This is a genomic window from Nocardia sp. NPDC005746 (genome assembly GCF_040630785.1).
In the GTDB taxonomy this organism is placed as follows: domain Bacteria; phylum Actinomycetota; class Actinomycetes; order Mycobacteriales; family Mycobacteriaceae; genus Nocardia.
The window spans coordinates 143,609-159,459 of sequence record NZ_JBEXYE010000003.1 but is presented as its reverse complement, the minus strand read 5'-3'; the positions used below and the strand labels follow the sequence as shown (position 1 = coordinate 159,459).

12 protein-coding genes are annotated in these 15,851 nt (G+C 68.9%); 5 read left to right on the top strand and 7 right to left on the bottom strand.

Going from position 1 to position 15,851, the window contains the following annotated elements:
• Nucleotides 1-68: 68 nt before the first annotated feature.
• Both ABZ412_RS07350 and ABZ412_RS07345 read left to right on the top strand, forming a co-directional pair.
• On the top strand, nt 69-1,460 hold the full coding sequence (locus ABZ412_RS07350; protein ID WP_357277484.1) for a polysaccharide pyruvyl transferase family protein: 1,392 nt from the start codon (nt 69-71) through the stop codon (nt 1,458-1,460).
• Complete coding sequence (locus tag ABZ412_RS07345; RefSeq protein WP_357277482.1) at nt 1,457-2,296, top strand: glycosyltransferase family A protein; 840 nt, start codon at nt 1,457-1,459, stop codon at nt 2,294-2,296. Before ABZ412_RS07350 ends, ABZ412_RS07345 begins: the two co-directional genes overlap by 4 nt.
• A 119-nt stretch (nt 2,297-2,415) precedes the next feature.
• On the opposite strand, the gene ABZ412_RS07340 is transcribed toward ABZ412_RS07345, so the two are convergent.
• Nucleotides 2,416-3,042: an MspA family porin gene (locus tag ABZ412_RS07340; RefSeq protein WP_357277481.1), complete on the bottom strand. Its 627-nt coding sequence runs from the start codon at nt 3,040-3,042 to the stop codon at nt 2,416-2,418.
• Between the two features lie 243 nt (nt 3,043-3,285).
• Nucleotides 3,286-4,407, bottom strand: coding sequence for a class I SAM-dependent methyltransferase (locus ABZ412_RS07335; protein WP_357277479.1), 1,122 nt, complete (start codon nt 4,405-4,407; stop codon nt 3,286-3,288).
• Nucleotides 4,408-4,421: 14 nt separating this feature from the next.
• Here ABZ412_RS07335 and rfbC point away from each other — a divergent pair, with 14 nt between their 5' ends.
• Nucleotides 4,422-4,991, top strand: coding sequence for a dTDP-4-dehydrorhamnose 3,5-epimerase (rfbC, locus tag ABZ412_RS07330; protein ID WP_357277477.1), 570 nt, complete (start codon nt 4,422-4,424; stop codon nt 4,989-4,991).
• On the opposite strand, the gene ABZ412_RS07325 is transcribed toward rfbC, so the two are convergent.
• Genes ABZ412_RS07325 through ABZ412_RS07310 form a run of 4 tightly spaced genes read right to left on the bottom strand, consistent with a single transcriptional unit; the run spans nt 4,975 to nt 8,697 of the window.
• Nucleotides 4,975-6,003 carry an SDR family oxidoreductase gene (locus tag ABZ412_RS07325; protein WP_357277474.1) on the bottom strand — a complete coding sequence of 343 codons (1,029 nt, stop codon included), beginning with the start codon at nt 6,001-6,003 and terminating at the stop codon, nt 4,975-4,977. The genes rfbC and ABZ412_RS07325 overlap by 17 nt on opposite strands.
• A gap of 2 nt (nt 6,004-6,005) precedes the next feature.
• Nucleotides 6,006-6,656, bottom strand: coding sequence for a PIG-L family deacetylase (locus tag ABZ412_RS07320; RefSeq protein WP_357277472.1), 651 nt, complete (start codon nt 6,654-6,656; stop codon nt 6,006-6,008).
• Nucleotides 6,653-7,435, bottom strand: a complete 783-nt coding sequence (locus ABZ412_RS07315; RefSeq protein WP_357277470.1) for a glucose-1-phosphate cytidylyltransferase — start codon at nt 7,433-7,435, stop codon at nt 6,653-6,655. The genes ABZ412_RS07320 and ABZ412_RS07315 overlap by 4 nt, the downstream gene beginning before the upstream one ends.
• 5 nt (nt 7,436-7,440) lie before the next feature.
• Nucleotides 7,441-8,697, bottom strand: a complete 1,257-nt coding sequence (locus tag ABZ412_RS07310; protein WP_357277469.1) for a class I SAM-dependent methyltransferase — start codon at nt 8,695-8,697, stop codon at nt 7,441-7,443.
• Nucleotides 8,698-9,217: 520 nt separating this feature from the next.
• Between ABZ412_RS07310 and ABZ412_RS07305 the strand changes: the two genes are divergently transcribed.
• Both ABZ412_RS07305 and ABZ412_RS07300 read left to right on the top strand, forming a co-directional pair.
• Entirely contained in the window at nt 9,218-10,729 is a 1,512-nt protein-coding gene (locus tag ABZ412_RS07305) for a sugar transferase (RefSeq protein WP_357277467.1), read from the top strand.
• 112 nt (nt 10,730-10,841) lie between these two features.
• A complete protein-coding gene (locus ABZ412_RS07300; protein WP_357277465.1) occupies nt 10,842-15,314 on the top strand; it encodes a caspase family protein in 4,473 nt (1,490 codons plus the stop codon).
• A 7-nt stretch (nt 15,315-15,321) separates the two neighbouring features.
• Here the strand turns inward: ABZ412_RS07300 and ABZ412_RS07295 are convergent, their stop codons facing one another.
• Nucleotides 15,322-15,777, bottom strand: coding sequence for a nitroreductase/quinone reductase family protein (locus ABZ412_RS07295; RefSeq protein WP_357277463.1), 456 nt, complete (start codon nt 15,775-15,777; stop codon nt 15,322-15,324).
• Nucleotides 15,778-15,851 lie beyond the last annotated feature (74 nt).

Here is a 15,851-nt window from a genome sequence, read left to right as displayed (position 1 = left end):
GCGAAGGACCGGCCGTGCGATAGATTCGCACCGGATTCGTGCTCGGAACGGGCGTCGGAAGGAATCGCGTGGGGAACTCTGGCGCGGGGGATGGTGCCGGGACGTTGAAGGTGCTCGTCGACAACGGCGAGTACTGGCTCCGCAATCGCGGTGACATCGCCATGATGGTGATGACCGTGGAACGACTGCGGGAACAGTGGCCGCACGCGCGCATCGGCATGCTGACCGACGAGCCGCACATCCTGCGCGGGGTGCTGCCGCAGGCCGAGCCGGTGGTGGCGCACGCGGGCGGGCCATGGGGGCGCGACGGGCTCGCGGGACGGCTCGAGGAGACCGCCGGGGTGCACGTGCTCGGCCCGGCCGCGCTGCGCTGGCGATCGGCCACCGAGGTGCCCAAACACTATCTACGCGGCGTGAAGAACTGGGCGCGCAAGGAAGTGCACGCGCTCGCCACCGGAGCGCCCGAGCCCGAACCGGCCGGCCTTCCGGAACTTCCGCCGGTGCCGGCGGCGCTCGCCGGGGCGGACCTGGTCATCGCTCAGGGTGGCGGGTACATGACCGATGTCGACCTGTATCAGGCGCATCGCACCCTCAACCTGCTCGAAGCCGCTCAGCGCCACGGCATTCCGAACGTCATGATCGGGCAGGGGCTGGGCCCCATGCGCGATGCCGACCTGCTGCGCCGCGCGGCCGAAGTGCTGCCGGGGGCGGACCTCATCGCCCTGCGCGAGGGTCGGCGCGGGCCCGAACTGCTGGCCGAGCTCGGCGTGCCCGAGGACAAGATCCTGGTCACCGGCGACGACGCGGTGGAGTTCTCCTACCGGCTGCGCCGCCCGGGCATCGGCACCGATCTGGGCCTGTGCCTGCGGATCTCGGACTACTCCAAGGTGACCGACTCGGCCCGCGACACCCTCGGCGAGGTGTTGCGCCGCGAGGCCGCCGCCCTGAACACCGCGCTGGCCCCGCTCATCATCTCCGAATACGACGACGAGGACCGCCGCCACACGCTGCCGCTGCTCGAGGGCGCCGCCCGGACCCGCCCCGTCATCGGTCGCGCGGGCACCGCCCAGGACGTGGCGCGACAGGTCTCGCGCTGCCGGGTCCTGGTGACCAGCGCCTACCACCTCGCGGTTTTCGCGCTGTCCCAAGGTATTCCGGCCGTGGCTGTAACGGCCTCGCAGTACTACGACGACAAATTCTATGGGTTGGCCGACATGTTCGACGCCGACACCGCCGCCGGACTGCGCATCGTGCACCTGGACGTGGACAATCTCGACGCCGAATTGACGCGTGCGATTCGACAGTTGTGGGAGTCCGCGCCCGAGCTGCGGGATACCCTGCAGCAGAAAGCAGTTGAGCAGATCGACGCCGGCCGTGCGGGCCTGGATCGGGTGTTCCGGCTCGTGGCGGGAGGTGAGGGCTCACCCGGCGAACGGGCCGAACCAATTCAGGGGGAATGATGAAGAACCTTTCGGTGTGCGTCCCGGCCTACAATTCCGGCCGCACCCTCGAGACCACGCTGCGCTCGATCCTGGACCAGGACACCGACATCGAGGTCGTCGTCCTGGACAATGCCAGCACCGACGACACCGGCGCCATCGCGAAATCCTTCGACGACCCGCGGGTGGTCATCCACCGCAATCAGGAAACCCTGCCCATCGGCGAGAACTGGAACAAGGCCGTCTCGTTGACCTCGGGCCGCTTCGTCAAGGTCGTCTGCGCCGACGACATCCTGCTGCCCGGCGCGCTGGACCGGCAACTGGACATCATGGGCGACAACGGCATCGCCATCTGCTCCTCGAAATTCCAGGTCATCGACGAGAACGGCGTCGTCGAGGAGAGTGACCTGGGCCTGCCCGACCTGCTGGGCCGCCGCGACGCCCGCGCCCTCATGCGCACCATCGTGCACCGCGGCCCCGCCGACTTCGGGCCCACCGCCGCGGCCGTCTTCCGCCGCCAGGACTTCGACCGGGTGGGCGGCTTCCGCGGCGACCTGGTCTTCCCCATGGACGTGGACCTGTTCGCCCGCGTCTGCGCCTTCGGCGACTTCTTCGGAACGCCGGAAATCCTGGCGGCCTGGCGCAATTCGAGCTTCAACCTGTGCAGCCGGACCTCGACGGTCAGCAAGCTCACCGAGATGCTGCGCTTCCATCACCGGCTGGGGTCGGAGTACCCCGAATACGTGGGCCGCGGCGCGGTGCTCGGTGGGGACTGGCGGCTGGCCCGCGCCGCCGCCGAACGCGTCCGTGTGCGCACCGTCGCCACCGCGCTGCGCCGCCCCGATCTCCTGCACTGAGCGGGGACGAGGCGCGCGGACAACGTTGCGTCGCACGATGATCCGATGTGCGTCGCACCGTGATCCGATCCACGGGTCCGGGCGGTCGCGAGGCGCGAGACCGCCCGGACCCGGGGGCATCAGATGCGGGCCAGCGGGCCGTAGGCCACCACGGTGTCACCGGAACTGCTCACCAGGCGCACGAACGGGCGGATGGTGGTGGTGCCCAGCACACCGGTCACGGTGCCGTGGAAGCCGGACATCATGATGCAGCCGTCGGTGCCGGAGACATCGCCGCCCGCCACGTCGACCGACTGGATGCCGGGCCCGAAACCGACGTCGAGCTGCACGCCCAGGGTCGGGATCAGGTTGTAGACGTCGACCTTGGGGCCGTCCCCGCCGATCTCGAGCTCGAGGCCCGGGGTCTGGTACTGGAACGAGATCTTGCCCGACAGGGTGGCCGGATAACCCACCTGGTAGCCCATGGTGAGGTGACCGCTCCACCGATCGCCGGCGGGCAGTGCCACGTTGAAACAGGCCTTGCCGCTGTGGAACCACTCACGGGTGAGCGGATTGCCGTCGAGCGGCGGCACGAAGTCGATACGGGTGTCCGCCGACAGGGCCTCGACGGTCCGGCCCTGCTGATCGACGACGAAGTTGTCGCCGTCGATGGCGGCGTCGGACGCGCCGCCGCTCAGGACGACGCCGATGGTGCCCGCGATCGCGACGGCGGCCGTGCGCGAAAGCACGGTCTTGGTGTTGCGCATGATTGTTCCCATTCCCTCATCAGGTGTTGCCGCGTAATTGCGTACGCTCGCTTGATGATTCCCCTGTGTATTCAGGGCACGGATGGATGTCCACCCGTCCCCCTCGACCGGTGATCTACCCCACGCCGAGACCATCCCACTCGTTTACCCTGCGTGCGGCCGCGATCGCATGATCGCGCTCACGGACCGACGAGTCGCGTGCCCGGCGCCCTCATGCCGCCGCCGGACGAGAGTCGGTGGGTTTCATAGCGATTCCCGCACGTCGATCACCCACTTCCCGTCGAGTTCGGGCCACCGGGAGGAAACCTCGGGGAGTAGGTCCGGCAGCGTCAGCAGAATCCGATCCGGCTGCGCCGCAACGAGTTCCGCGGGCGAGATGATCGGGATGTCGGTTCCGGGCATGCGGCGGCCCTGCTTATCCGGGGAGGCGTCGGCCACCCCCGCCAGCAGCCCGCGGCGCGCGCCGGCGAGATGGAGCAGGGCGACCGCGCGGGAGGCCGCACCGTAGGCGTAAACGGTTCTGCCGGAGGCATTCTCCGCATCCAGCCAGGCACGCAGGGCGTGCGCCTGGTGATCGGCGGCCGACTGGAGCCCGCGCACCACGGCCGGGTCCGCGACAGCCGCCTCCGCGACGCGAATTCGGGCGATGGCCGGGTCGGCGTCGGCGGGGGCGTGGACCGCGGCCACCAGGACGGTGCCGCCGTAGAGCTCGAATTCCCACGCGGTCACCGCGGCCAGGCCCACGGACCGCAGCAGGGCACGCAGCGAGTCCATCGAGTAGTAGGCGAAATGTCCGTGCCGCAACGCGTTCCACTGCCCCTGCTCGACGATCGCGCGCAGCGAGTGGAACTGCACCAGCAGCACCCCGCCCGGCGCCGTGGCCGCCGCCCGCCGCGCGAAGGCCGCGCGCTGATCGGGTTCGTGCATGATGCCGAAGCAGTCGACCACCACGTCGGCGGGGTCCTGGGTGATGGAGTAGCCGCGGTCGGTCAGCAGCGGCAGCCAGCTGCCGCCGTGCGGGCTGCCGAACTCGCGCACGGTGCCGCCGCCGGGCAGCCAGCCCCCGGCGGCCACCCGGGACACCGCGTCCGCGGCCTGATCCCGCAGCGCCCGGGGTTCCACGCCGCGCGGTTCGGCGGTGACCGTGTCGTCCTCGGCCAGCTGTGCCAGCCCGCAGCCGGCGCACAGGTCCATGGCCAGCGGATGCGTCGCCTCGTCGCCGCCGGATATCGATTCCAGACTCGGAAAGTCGTCCGCCGCAGGCATTTTCCCGAGATCGAGCACCCGGAGCAGCGGGCCGTGCCCGCAGCCGCGGCATCCCCGGGCCGGTTCCGTCCACGTGGCCTGCTCCTCCGCCCCGCTCATGGCAGCATGGCCTGGTGCGTATCGAAGCGACCGACCTCGCCGACGTCCTGCTGTTGATCCCGCAACCCTTCCGCGACGATCGCGGGCTGTTCACCCGCACCTTCGACGCCGAGGAATTCGACGAGCACCTGGGCCGGCCGGGCTCGGCCGCGAGCTTCGTGCAGGACTCGCAGTCGCGCTCGCGCCGCGGCGTGGTGCGCGGAATGCACGGGCGCTCCGGCCGCGGCGAGGCCAAGCTGGTGCGGTGTGCGCACGGCGCCGTGCACGACGTGCTCGTCGACATCCGGCCCGAGTCGCCTACCTTCGGCGCGCAGCAGGGGTTCCTGCTCGACGACGACGACTTCCGGCACCTCTACGTGCCGCCGGGCTTCCTGCACGGCTTCCAGGCCCTCACCGAGGTCGCCGACGTCTGCTACCGCATCGACCGCCCGCACGACCTGGCCGAGGACCTGGGTGTCGCCTACGACGATCCCGACCTGGCCATCGCCTGGCCGCAGCCGGTCACGGTGGTCTCGGAGCGGGACGCGGGTGCGGGATCGTGGCGCGAGCTGCTCGCCGCCCATCACCTCACACCCCGGTCCTGATCCGGCGCAATTCATCGTCGAGCGCCCCGGCCTCCTTGAGCGAGGTCAGGTGCGCCAGGCGCGTGAAGCGCTGGAAGAAGGCCTCCGAGGTGAGCCCGCGCGCGATGTACTCGCGATACAGCTCGGCCGCGCCATCGGGAATGCTCCAGCGCGCCTCGAAACCCAATTCCTCGCGGGCGTAGCCGAAATCGACGCGGTAGGACCGCGGATCCGCGCCGCTCTCGCCGGTGATGGCCAGCGTGGACTCCGGGACCACGTCGACCACCGCCCGCGCGATCTGCGCGACCGTCAGATTGTTCGCCTCGGCGCCCACGTTGTAGGCACGGCAGTGCACGGCCTCGATCGGGGCGTCCAGGCAGGTGGCGAAGGCGAGCGCGATGTCCTGCGCGTGCACCAGTGGCCGCCACGGCGTGCCGTCGGAGAGGACCTTGACCTCGCCGGTCAGCACCGCGTACCCGACCAGGTTGTTGAGCACGATGTCGGCGCGCAGGCGCGGTGAGAAGCCGAAGGCGGTGGCATTGCGCAGGAACACCGGGGAGAAGCCGGAGTCGGCGATGGCGGCCACATCGTCCTCGACCCGCACCTTGGACTCGGCGTACGGGGTGAGCGGACGCAGCGGCGCGTCCTCGGTCACCAGGCCGTCACCGGCCGCGCCGTACACCGAACACGTGGAGGCGTAGAGGAATCGGCGCACTCCGGCCTCCTTGGCCAGCCGGGCCAGCCGCACCGAGGCGTGATGGTTGATGTCGTAGGTGATCCGGGGCGCCAGCGCGCCCAGCGGATCGTTCGACAGCGCCGCCAGATGCACCACCGCGTCGAACCCGGCGAACTGATCGACGGTCACCTCGCGCAGATCCACGTCGATGGCGGGCGGCGGGGGCGGAGCGTCGCCCAGTACGCAGTCAGCGAAATAGCCGGTGTCCAAACCGGTCACATCGTGCCCGGCCTGCTGCAGGAACGGCACCATGACCGTCCCCAGATACCCCTGATGTCCGGTGACGAGCACCCGCATGACTATGCACCTCCGAAAGTGATGGTGGCCTTCTCGATCAGAAACGCCTCGGCGTGCCGGGCGCGGCACTGCACCCCGCGCAACCGCGACAGGGCCAGGAAGGACTCCTCATCGAACCAATCCCGATTACGTTGCGAGGGATAGTGTTTCATCAACAACGCGGCCTTGGTCTCGGCCAGCCCCGCGGCCAGCGGATGGAACACCGCGGGCTGCGGAGTGTCGGTCTCCCACTTGAGAATTTCGTAGCCGAGTACCAGATGGTCGCGAAACTCGCCCGGAGCCAATTCGGCCAGCAGCCGGTGGTCCTGGTGGGCGTCGCCGCGATGCGGGGCGAAGACCACCTGCGCCGCGCCGTCGCGGGCCAGCGCGGCGACCGCCTGCTTGGCCCGCGCCCAATGCGCGGGGGCGTAGCCGTCGGGGATGTCGAGAATGGTGAGGTCGAGTTCCGCTGCGGGACAGAAGGATTCGAGCGCGCCGCGTTCCTCCTCGGCCCGCTCGGTGCCCGCGCCGGTCAGCACCAGCGCCCGCACCCGCAGACCGGGGCGCGCCTGCGCCAGCGTCAGCAGGGTGCCACCCATCCCGATGGCCAGATCATCGCAATGGGCGGCCAGTAGCGCGATCTCGGTGATCGCGCCGGTGTCGAAATCGATCATGCGCCGGGACGCTCCCACACCATCCACGGGCGATCGCCCTGCTGATAACCGGTGTCGAGTTCGGCGCGTTCCTTGAAGGTGTCGGCGGGCTTCCAGAAGCCGTGATGCTGATACCCGAACAGCCGGCCCTGCCCGGCCAGCGCGCCGCAGGCGTCCTCCACCAGGTCCCCGCCGGGCGGCAGGTGGTCGAAGATCTCCTGGGTCAGCACGAAGTAGCCGCCGTTCTCCCAGATCGGCAGCTGCGAGACCGGGGTGATGTTCTTGACCTCGCCCGCGGAGTTCACGTCCACACAGTGGAAGGAGGACTGCGGCGGCACGATCATCATCGACGCCGCCGCCCCGGAATCCTGGAACTGCCCGATCATCTCGTCCAGCGGGGCGTCGGTCAGCACGTCGGCGTAGTTGGCCAGGAAGTACCGCTCGCCCTCGAGGTGGCCGCGCACCCGGCGCAGCCGCTCACCGATCGGCGACTCCACCCCGGTGTCGACGAAAGTGATGGTCCAGTCGCTGATGTCGGACTGCAGCAGTTCCACCCTGCCGCCGCGGATGACGAAGTCGTTGGACACCGACTCCTGATAGGTGAGGAAGAAGTTCTTGATGTGGGTGGCGCCGTAGCCCAGGCACAGTACGAAGTCCTTGTGCCCGAAGTGCGCGTAGTAGCGCATCACGTGCCAGATCAGCGGGCGCGGGCCCACCATCTGCATGGGCTTGGGGATGACGTCCTCGGTTCCGTTGCGCATGCGCATGCCGTAACCGCCGCAGAACAGTACGACCTTCACGAGCTTTACCTTTCGGCAGGTGTGGATGCGGCGGCGTCGTCGAGCGTCGCATGATGAAGATGGGGGAGCGGGTAGACGATCTCGCCGCCCCGCTCGAGGACGTGACGCAGTTGCGCGGTGATCTCGCGCTCGAGATTCCACGGCAGCACCAGCACCACATCGGGGCGATCGGCGTCGATCCGCTCCGGTTCGTGTATTGGGATGCGGGTGCCGGGCGTGAACCGCCCGTGCTTGTAGGGGTTGCGGTCGACCGTGTACTCCAGCAGGTCGGTCCGGATGCCGCAGTAGTTGAGGAGGGTGTTGCCCTTGCCGGGGGCGCCGTAGCCGACGACCCGCTTGCCGGAGGCCTTGGCGTCCAACAGGAATCGCAGCAGATCCTGGCGCACCAGTTCGGTATCGGGGCGCAGCTCCAGGTAGCCGGCGACCTCGTGCAGCCCGGCGTCGGCCTCGAGGCGCAGGACCTCGGCGACTCGATCGGTGGGGGTGCCCACGCCCTGCGGTCGAGCCCAGACGCGCAGGGAGCCACCGTGTGTGCCGATCAGCTCGCAGTCGACCACCTCGAGCCCGGCGGTGGCCAGGGCGCGCTGGGCGGACAGCAGTGTGTAGTACTGGAAGTGCTCGTGATAGATGGTGTCGAACTGGGCCAGCGCCACCAGGTTCAGGGCGTGGTGCACCTCGATCGACAGCCAGCCGTCGTCGGCCATGAGCGCGCGCAGCGAGCGGGTGAAGCCGAGCAGATCCGGGATATGGGCATAGACATTATTGGCCACCACCAGATTTGCCGGTCCGTGGTCGGCCACCACCCGGGCCGCCAGCTCCTCGTCGAGGAAGCCCGTTTCGGTTGGTACGCCTTTGTTCCGCGCTGCCGCACCGACATTCACCGACGGCTCGATGCCCAGACATGGGATGCCTTCGGCCACCGCGTGCTGCAGGAGATAGCCGTCGTTGCTCGCCACCTCAATTATGAAACAATTGTCGTTCAGTTTTAGCTGTTCGATTGCTTGGTCGACGAAGAGTTTTGCGTGCCGGACCCAGCTGTCCGAGAATGATGAGAAGTAGGCATATTCGGTGAATGTCTCTTCCGGGGTGATCAGAGCCGGAATCTGCAGCAGCAGACAGTTTTCGCAGAGCCGCAGATGCAGCGGATATGTCGCTTCCGGCAGGTCCAGCTCGTCGGCGGTGAGAAATTTCTCGCAGGGCGGCGTGGCGCCCAGGTCAAGAACGCTGAGCAATCGATCCGAATCGCAAAGACGGCATTGCACGAAGTTTCCCCATCTTTCACCGAGTCCGGGCCGCCCGCGCAGCGCCGGATGACCTGTGGGTCGGCTCGGTCCGGCCTTACGTTACAACAGGATTGCGTGGTGCTCAGGGGCCCTGACGATGGACCGATAATGCCAAAACAACTGAAAATTTGCGACCCGCAGAACCAGGCGTCCGCTCGGCAAACCGTCAGGCCTTGCGCCGCAAGGGTTTCGACCAGCTCACACGGTGTGGCTTGCGTAGTTCAACCTGCGATTTTGCGAATAGGGGAAATAGGGGGATGGGTGGGGGAACCGGTCAGGTTCCTATCCGTTACTTTCCGGAAACGTTGAGGCCGTACGTGATTGGGGGTGTATGACATCCGGGGTGTGTAACATTCGCCTTCTGGCCGCCGAAAGACTCGGCGGCATCATCGGTTGTCATGGTCTGAAAGCCCTTGGGAAACCGGCGTCAGCCTGGTCGTGGAACTGATCAGCGGGGATCGGAACCGAGTTCTCCCGTGGGGGAGGTGCGTTCGTTTTCATGTCATATGAAATCTCTGCCGGTCGCGCCGTGCGCGTGTACCGGCCACCACGTACCGAGCCGCGCTCGGATCGTGAACGCTGGCAAGCGGATTACGCCAGTCGGCTATTTATCAGCGACCTATGCGTAGTGATCCTATCCGTCGGTTTCGCTCAGTGGATTCGTTTCGGCGGATCCGGTGCCGAGCCCCCGTTGGCGTCCCAACTGCCGCTCGAGGTTCGTTACACGATGGTGTCCGCCGTGCTGGCGCTGGCCTGGTCGGTGACGCTGACGCTCAGCGGCACCCGCTCGCCGCGCGTGATCGGAAGTGGCACAGAGGAATACCGGCGCGTGGTGTCCGCCTCACTCAAGCTCTTCGGTGGAATAGCTATTGCATCGCTACTGCTGCGCGTGGATATCGCTCGCGGGTACCTCGCCATCGCCCTGCCGCTCGGCATGGTGTTGCTCATGGTGGAACGGCGGATCTGGCGGCGCTGGGTCGCGGGCCGGCGCGCTCGCGGCGCCTACCGCACCGCCATGCTGGTGGTCGGCAGTCCCGAGGCGGCGCGAGCGATGGTGTCGGCCTTCTCGCTGGACCGCGACTCCGGCTATCAGGTGATCGGGGTCTGCACCCGCACCGAGGCAGCGCTGGCGGAATCGGTGCTCGAGGTCGGCGGACGGGAAATACCGGTGGTGGCAGGCGATCACGATGTCATCGACGCCGTTCGGCGCACCGGGGCGGACACCGTCGCGGTGACCGCTACGGACAATCTCGGGCCCGCCGACTTCCGCCGCATGGCATGGGAGCTCGACGAACTCGGTGCCGAGTTGATCGTGACGCCCGGCCTGGTCGACATCGCGGGCACCCGGCTCACCCACCGGGTGGTCGCGTCCATGCCGATGCTGCACGTGGAGAAGCCGCAATACGACCGGGCGAAGTCGATTCGCAAGGGCGTGTTCGACTTCTGCTTCGCCGTCGCCGCCCTGCTGGCCATCGCGCCCGCGCTGGCCATGATCGCGCTCGCGGTGAAGCTGTCCAGCCGCGGCCCGGTCTTCTACCTGTCCGAGCGGATCGGCCGCGACGGGCAACCGTTCCGGATGATCAAGTTCCGCAGCATGTACGCCGACGCCGAATCGCACATCAACGCCCTCATCGACAGCAATGGCGGCAACCCGCTGTTCTTCAAGGTCCGCGACGATCCGCGCGTCACGTCCGTCGGCAAGGTGATCCGCAAGTACTCCCTCGACGAACTACCACAGTTCTTCAATGTGCTGCGCGGTGAGATGAGCATCGTCGGCCCCCGGCCGCAGGTGCGGCGGGAGGTCGACTCCTATGACGGCGTCATGCGACGGCGTCTGCTGGTGAAGCCGGGCGTCACCGGGTTGTGGCAGGTGAGCGGGCGCTCCGACCTCGCGCCCGAGGACGCCATGCGCCTGGACCTGTCCTATGTCGAGAACTGGTCCATGGTGTTGGACCTCCTGCTGATCGCGAAGACGATCGGCGCGGTGACCCGCGGCGAGGGCGCGTACTGAGGCAAGCGACCAATACGTAAGGCGCGCATCGTATCCAGCGGTGCGCGCCTTTTCGATTCATCCCATGGCAGACTCTCTGGAACAGTGACGTATGGGGGAAGGACACGGGAGGATGACGCTTCCAGATCCGGAAGCCTCGCGCGCGATCCTCATCGGAACCGCGCGCTACGCCTCGGATTCCGGCTTCGAGTCCTTCCCCGAAGTAGAGCGCAGTCTGCTCGACTTCGCCGAATTCCTGCGTGGCGAAACGGGACTGCCGGCGGATCACATCGATGTGGTTCTCGATCCCGGCGACAGCACGACCATTGCGGCCCGGGTCACCGCCGCCGCTCGCGCCGCGACCGGGCTGCTGCTCGTCTATTACGTCGGCCACGGGGTCGCGGTCGACAACCAGTTGCATCTGACCCACACGGGTTCGCGCTCGGCCGACGCCGATGTCACCGCGCTGCCGTATCCGGTGCTGCGGTCGCGGATCAAGTCCAACGCGCGCGGCCCCGTCGTCGTGATTCTCGACTGCTGCCACAGCGGAAGAGCCTTCGGCCGTGACGTTCTCGCCGGGGAGGGCGAGCCGTTGCGGGAGGCTACCGATATCGACGGCGCGTTCGTCCTCACCGCGACCGACGAGAAGACCACGTTCGCGCGGGCGACCGGGGGTGGCGGCCGCACCGCCTTCACCGGCATGATGCTCGACACCCTGCGCGCCGGGGTGCCGACGGCCGACCGGTACCTCACCATGACCGTCCTGTTTCGCGAACTTCGCACGCGGCTGCCGGCCGCGAGCATGCCGAAACCGAAGGCGCTGGAACGAGGCACGGCGGGACGAATCGCGCTGGCCGCCAATGCCGGATGGACCGGCCGCACCGAACCCGCCACGCTGCCCGGCATCGGCGATACCCCGTATCGGGCCACGATCCGCGACATCGCGCCCGCGGAGGGCCTGTCCGATCGCGACGCGGAGTTGGCCGAACTCGCCGACTTCTGCACCGGCGACGAGGCGTACCTGTGGTGGCGGGCCGGACCGTGGGCGGGCAAGACGGCCCTGATGTCCTGGTTCGCCCTGAATCCGCCGCCGCGGGTGCGGGTGGTGGCCTTCTTCATCACCTCCCGCATGGCTGATCAGGACGATCATCGGGCGTTCACCGACGCCGTGCTGGAACAGCTCTCGGCGCTGCTGCCGGATCAGGCCGCCACCGTGGCCAGCGCGACCGGGAGCCGGGACGGGCTGCGCCGCCACATGCTCGCGCTGGCCGGCGAACGGGCAGCGGAGGTCGGGCACCGGATCGTGCTGCTGGTGGACGGGCTCGACGAGGATCGCGGCCGGACCAGTATCGCCTCGCTGCTACCGAAGAACCCCGGACCCGGACTCCGGGTCCTCGTCTCCGGGCGTCCCAATCCCGCACTCCCGCTGGATGTTCCCACCACACATCCGCTCCGGCACTGCCGCCGCCGCGAACTCGGACCGTCGGCCAAAGCCTTCGACATCCGCGATGCCGCGCAGCTGGAACTGCGGGGGATTCTCGAACGCTCCGACGCGGACCAGCAGATTCTAGGACTGGTGACCGCGGCGCGCGGACTGACCCGCGCCGAGCTCGAGGATCTGACCGGGTGGCCGCCGTTCCGCATCGAGACCATCCTGTCGGGCGTCACCGGGCGCACCTTCCGGGTCCGGTCCAGCCGGTTCGGGTCCGACCACGTGTACCTGCTCGCGCACGAGACCCTGCAACGCGAGGCCGAAGCGACGCTGGGCCGTGCGCTCCTCGCGGAATATCGAAACCGGTTCCACGCCTGGGCCGACCGCTTCCGCGACCGCGGGTGGCCGGTGGAGACGCCGACGTATCTGCTGACGCGATACTTCTCGATGCTGCGCAGGCACGGCGACATGGTGCGGATGACCGAACTCGCCCTGGACACCGCGCGCCACGATCGGCTACTGCTGCTGTCCGGCAGCGACCAGATCGCGCGGACCGAGATCGCTACCGTGTCGGGTGTCTGGCTCGAACAGCGGGATCCGGACCTGGTCGCGGTCGGCGAACTCGCCCTGCGGCGGCACCGGCTGACTCGGCGCGGGCGCGATATTCCCGCGAAATTGCCCGCGGCACTGGCCGACATGGGTGAGGTCGTGCGCGCGCGGAGCCTGGCGGACGGCCTGCTGGACCCGCTCCGCCGCCTGCGCGCCCGGATCGGCGTCGCCTCGACTCAGTTTCTCCGGGACGATCCGCCACACAATCGGGCCGTGATCGACTCGCTGCGGGAGTCGGAGACCTCCGTGGTGCGCGACGCGGATCTCGCTCGCCTCGTCGACGCCCTGATCGCCGTCCCCGATATCGAGAGCGCCGAACTGCTGGCCGACGAGATCACCACTCCCGTGGAACGGGTTCGGGTACTCGCGCAACTGATTCCGGCCTGGCGCTCACTGGGTCGTGCGGACGCGATCTCGGCGGCGAAGACCGAGATCGACCGCCACGTGGTGTGGGCGCGCGCCGCGGAACGCGACGAGGTGCTGCGGTCCGCGGTGCGCGCCTTCGCGGCGCTGGACGAGCACGACCGCGTCGAGGAGCTGAGCGGAGCCGCCGAATCCGTCGGGGTGCGGGTGGTCGCCCTCGCGGCGGTTACGCGTTCCCTCGTCTCGCAGGGCGACACCGAATCCGCTGCCCGCCATATGCGGTCGATCCGGTCCGAGCTCGCGCCGATCAGCAGCAAAGTGGTCCGGTCGCACGCGCTGGCCGCCATCGCCGACGATCTCGTCGCGGCCGGGTTCGCCGAAGTGCTGCGTGCGGAGGCCGATGCCGTGCTGGTCGACGTCGAGGCCTGGCAGGCCCAGCTGGAGGCGTCGGACACCGGCTTCGACGCCGCGTTCAACGACGCGATCAGCGGGATCGCCGACTATCCCTGGGGTCATATCGAGGCCGCGGTCGTGCAGCTGGCCGAGTGCCTCGTCGCGCTCGGGAACGCCGACCGCGTGGTCGCGCTGGCGCGCCGATTCACCCGGGGGACAGGCGGACTCGAGGTGGCGGTCCGAGCGGTGACCGCCCTGCTCGCGGCGGATCGGACGGCCGATGCCCGGCGGCTCGTCGCGGAGATCGAGCTCCGCGCGTACCAGAGCATCGACCCGCGCGAGCGTGATCTGGTCCTGTACGCGATGGTGCGAGCGCTGGCGGTCGCCGGGGAATGGACGCGCGCTGTCGCGGTGGCCGATCGGATCGACGGCGACGACCACCGGATCCTGGCCTTCACCTATCTCGGGACGCGGTCCGCCGAATCCGCGCCCCGCGGAGGCGTTTTCCTCGAACGAGCGATGAGCGCTATGCGCGTCGGCACCGCGCTGCCGAACGGCGGCTATCTGCGGACCGACCGGTCATTTCTCACCGTGCTCTTCGCCACCGACTGGCTCGGCTCGGCGGCGCGGGAGTCGAGCACCCCGCTGGCCGACGTGGTTCGCGCGCTGCTCGCCGGGGCGGCGGTCGAGCGGGTGCGCGAGCTGACCGATCACCTCACCCTGATGTACCACGGCTCGCTCGATCCGGTGGACGGGCTGGCCCCCGGGCTGGGCCGCCTCGCGGTGCTGCTGGCCGAGACCGGTCAGCTCGCTCTGGCCCGCGAGCTGATCGACGGAATCACCCAGCTCCCCGTCTGGTTGACCTCGCGGATGAGCGCGGGCGCGGGCATCTGGAGCGAACCCGCCACCGTCGCGGAGCTGATCGACGATGCCGAGGAAATCGCGGTGGCGCTGCGGATCATGGTCGAGGAAGGCGGCAGCGAACTCGCCGCCCTGGTCGCCGCGCTGGTGCGCGAGGACGCCGACCGGGCTGCGGCCGCACGCGATTCACCCGACCTGCTGACACATCGTGTAGTGAGCGCCCTGTTCTCGGCGGCCCTCGGCGATGCCGACGCGGTGACCAGGCTGCTGACGAGCCGGTGGATGACCGCGCTCGGCGAACAGCGGGTGCTGTCGCTGCTCGCGAGTTCGATCGCCCGCGCAGGGGCGGTGGACCGGGCGCTGGCGGTCGCCGAACAGCTCACCGACGACCTCGCCCGATCCGTCGCGTACCGGGAGATCCTGGCCGCGCAGGTGAAGGCGGGACGCGAGCCCAACGTGCTGACCCGCCGCCATTCGATTCCGGTGATCGGAGAACGCATTCATGCCATGGCACGGGTGATTCCGGCGCTGACCGACGGTGACCGATCGGAGCGCTCGAAGACGGCGCTCGCCGCCGCCACCCAGCTGCTCGCGCAGCTCCCCCCGGACGAGGTACGGGACCGCGCGGCCGCCCGGCTGGTCGATGCCGCCCTCGCCATCGGCGAACTCGACCAGGCCGTCGAACTGGCCCGCGGCACCACCCGCGACCTGCGCGGGGAACTCCTCACCCGGATCGCCGACGGTCTGGTCCGCGCCTACCCCGACGTACCGCCCGCCGACCAGGGCTTCGCCCGTCGCCGTATCCGCCGTCTCCTCGCCGAGGCGTGGAGCGTGGCCCCCTGGTCCTCGGTGCTGGACACCGTGGCCCGGTTCGATCCGGTCCTACTGGTCGGCATCACCGACGAGGCCCTGCGACTGGACTCCCTGGAACGCGTGACCACTCGGTGAACGTCGATCAATGTCCGGCGCGCGGGGTCAGTTCGACGACGGGAATCACTCGGGCCGTGCGGTTCTGGTAGGTGGCGTACCCGGGGTAGGCCTCCAGGATCTGGGGCCAGCGGGCCTCGCGTTCGGCGGCGGACAGGACACGAGCCGTCATGGACTGCGAAGGACCATGCTGGAACGACACTTCCACCGACGGGTTGGCGGACAGGTTGTGGAACCAGGCCGGCGAGATGTCGTCGCCGCCGCGTGAGGCCACGAGCAGGTAGCGGGGTCCGTCCACGATCGGGACGGTCAGCACGACGGTGTGCGAGCGGCCGGTGCGCCGGCCGGTGGTGGTGAGGGTCAGGGTGGGCATGTTCTTGAAGCGGGTGCCGAACCGGCCGCCGCTGAGGTCGAGCAGGCGGCGGTGCAGCGTGGTCGAGGTCTTCAGGAACAGTTCGGTGGCGGTGCGGTGGAGGTCGGGCACGGCGGGCTCCTCGGGTCGGTGGGACGGTCGGGAACAACGATCGAGCCACCCACTAGTAGACGACCAGTGACCGG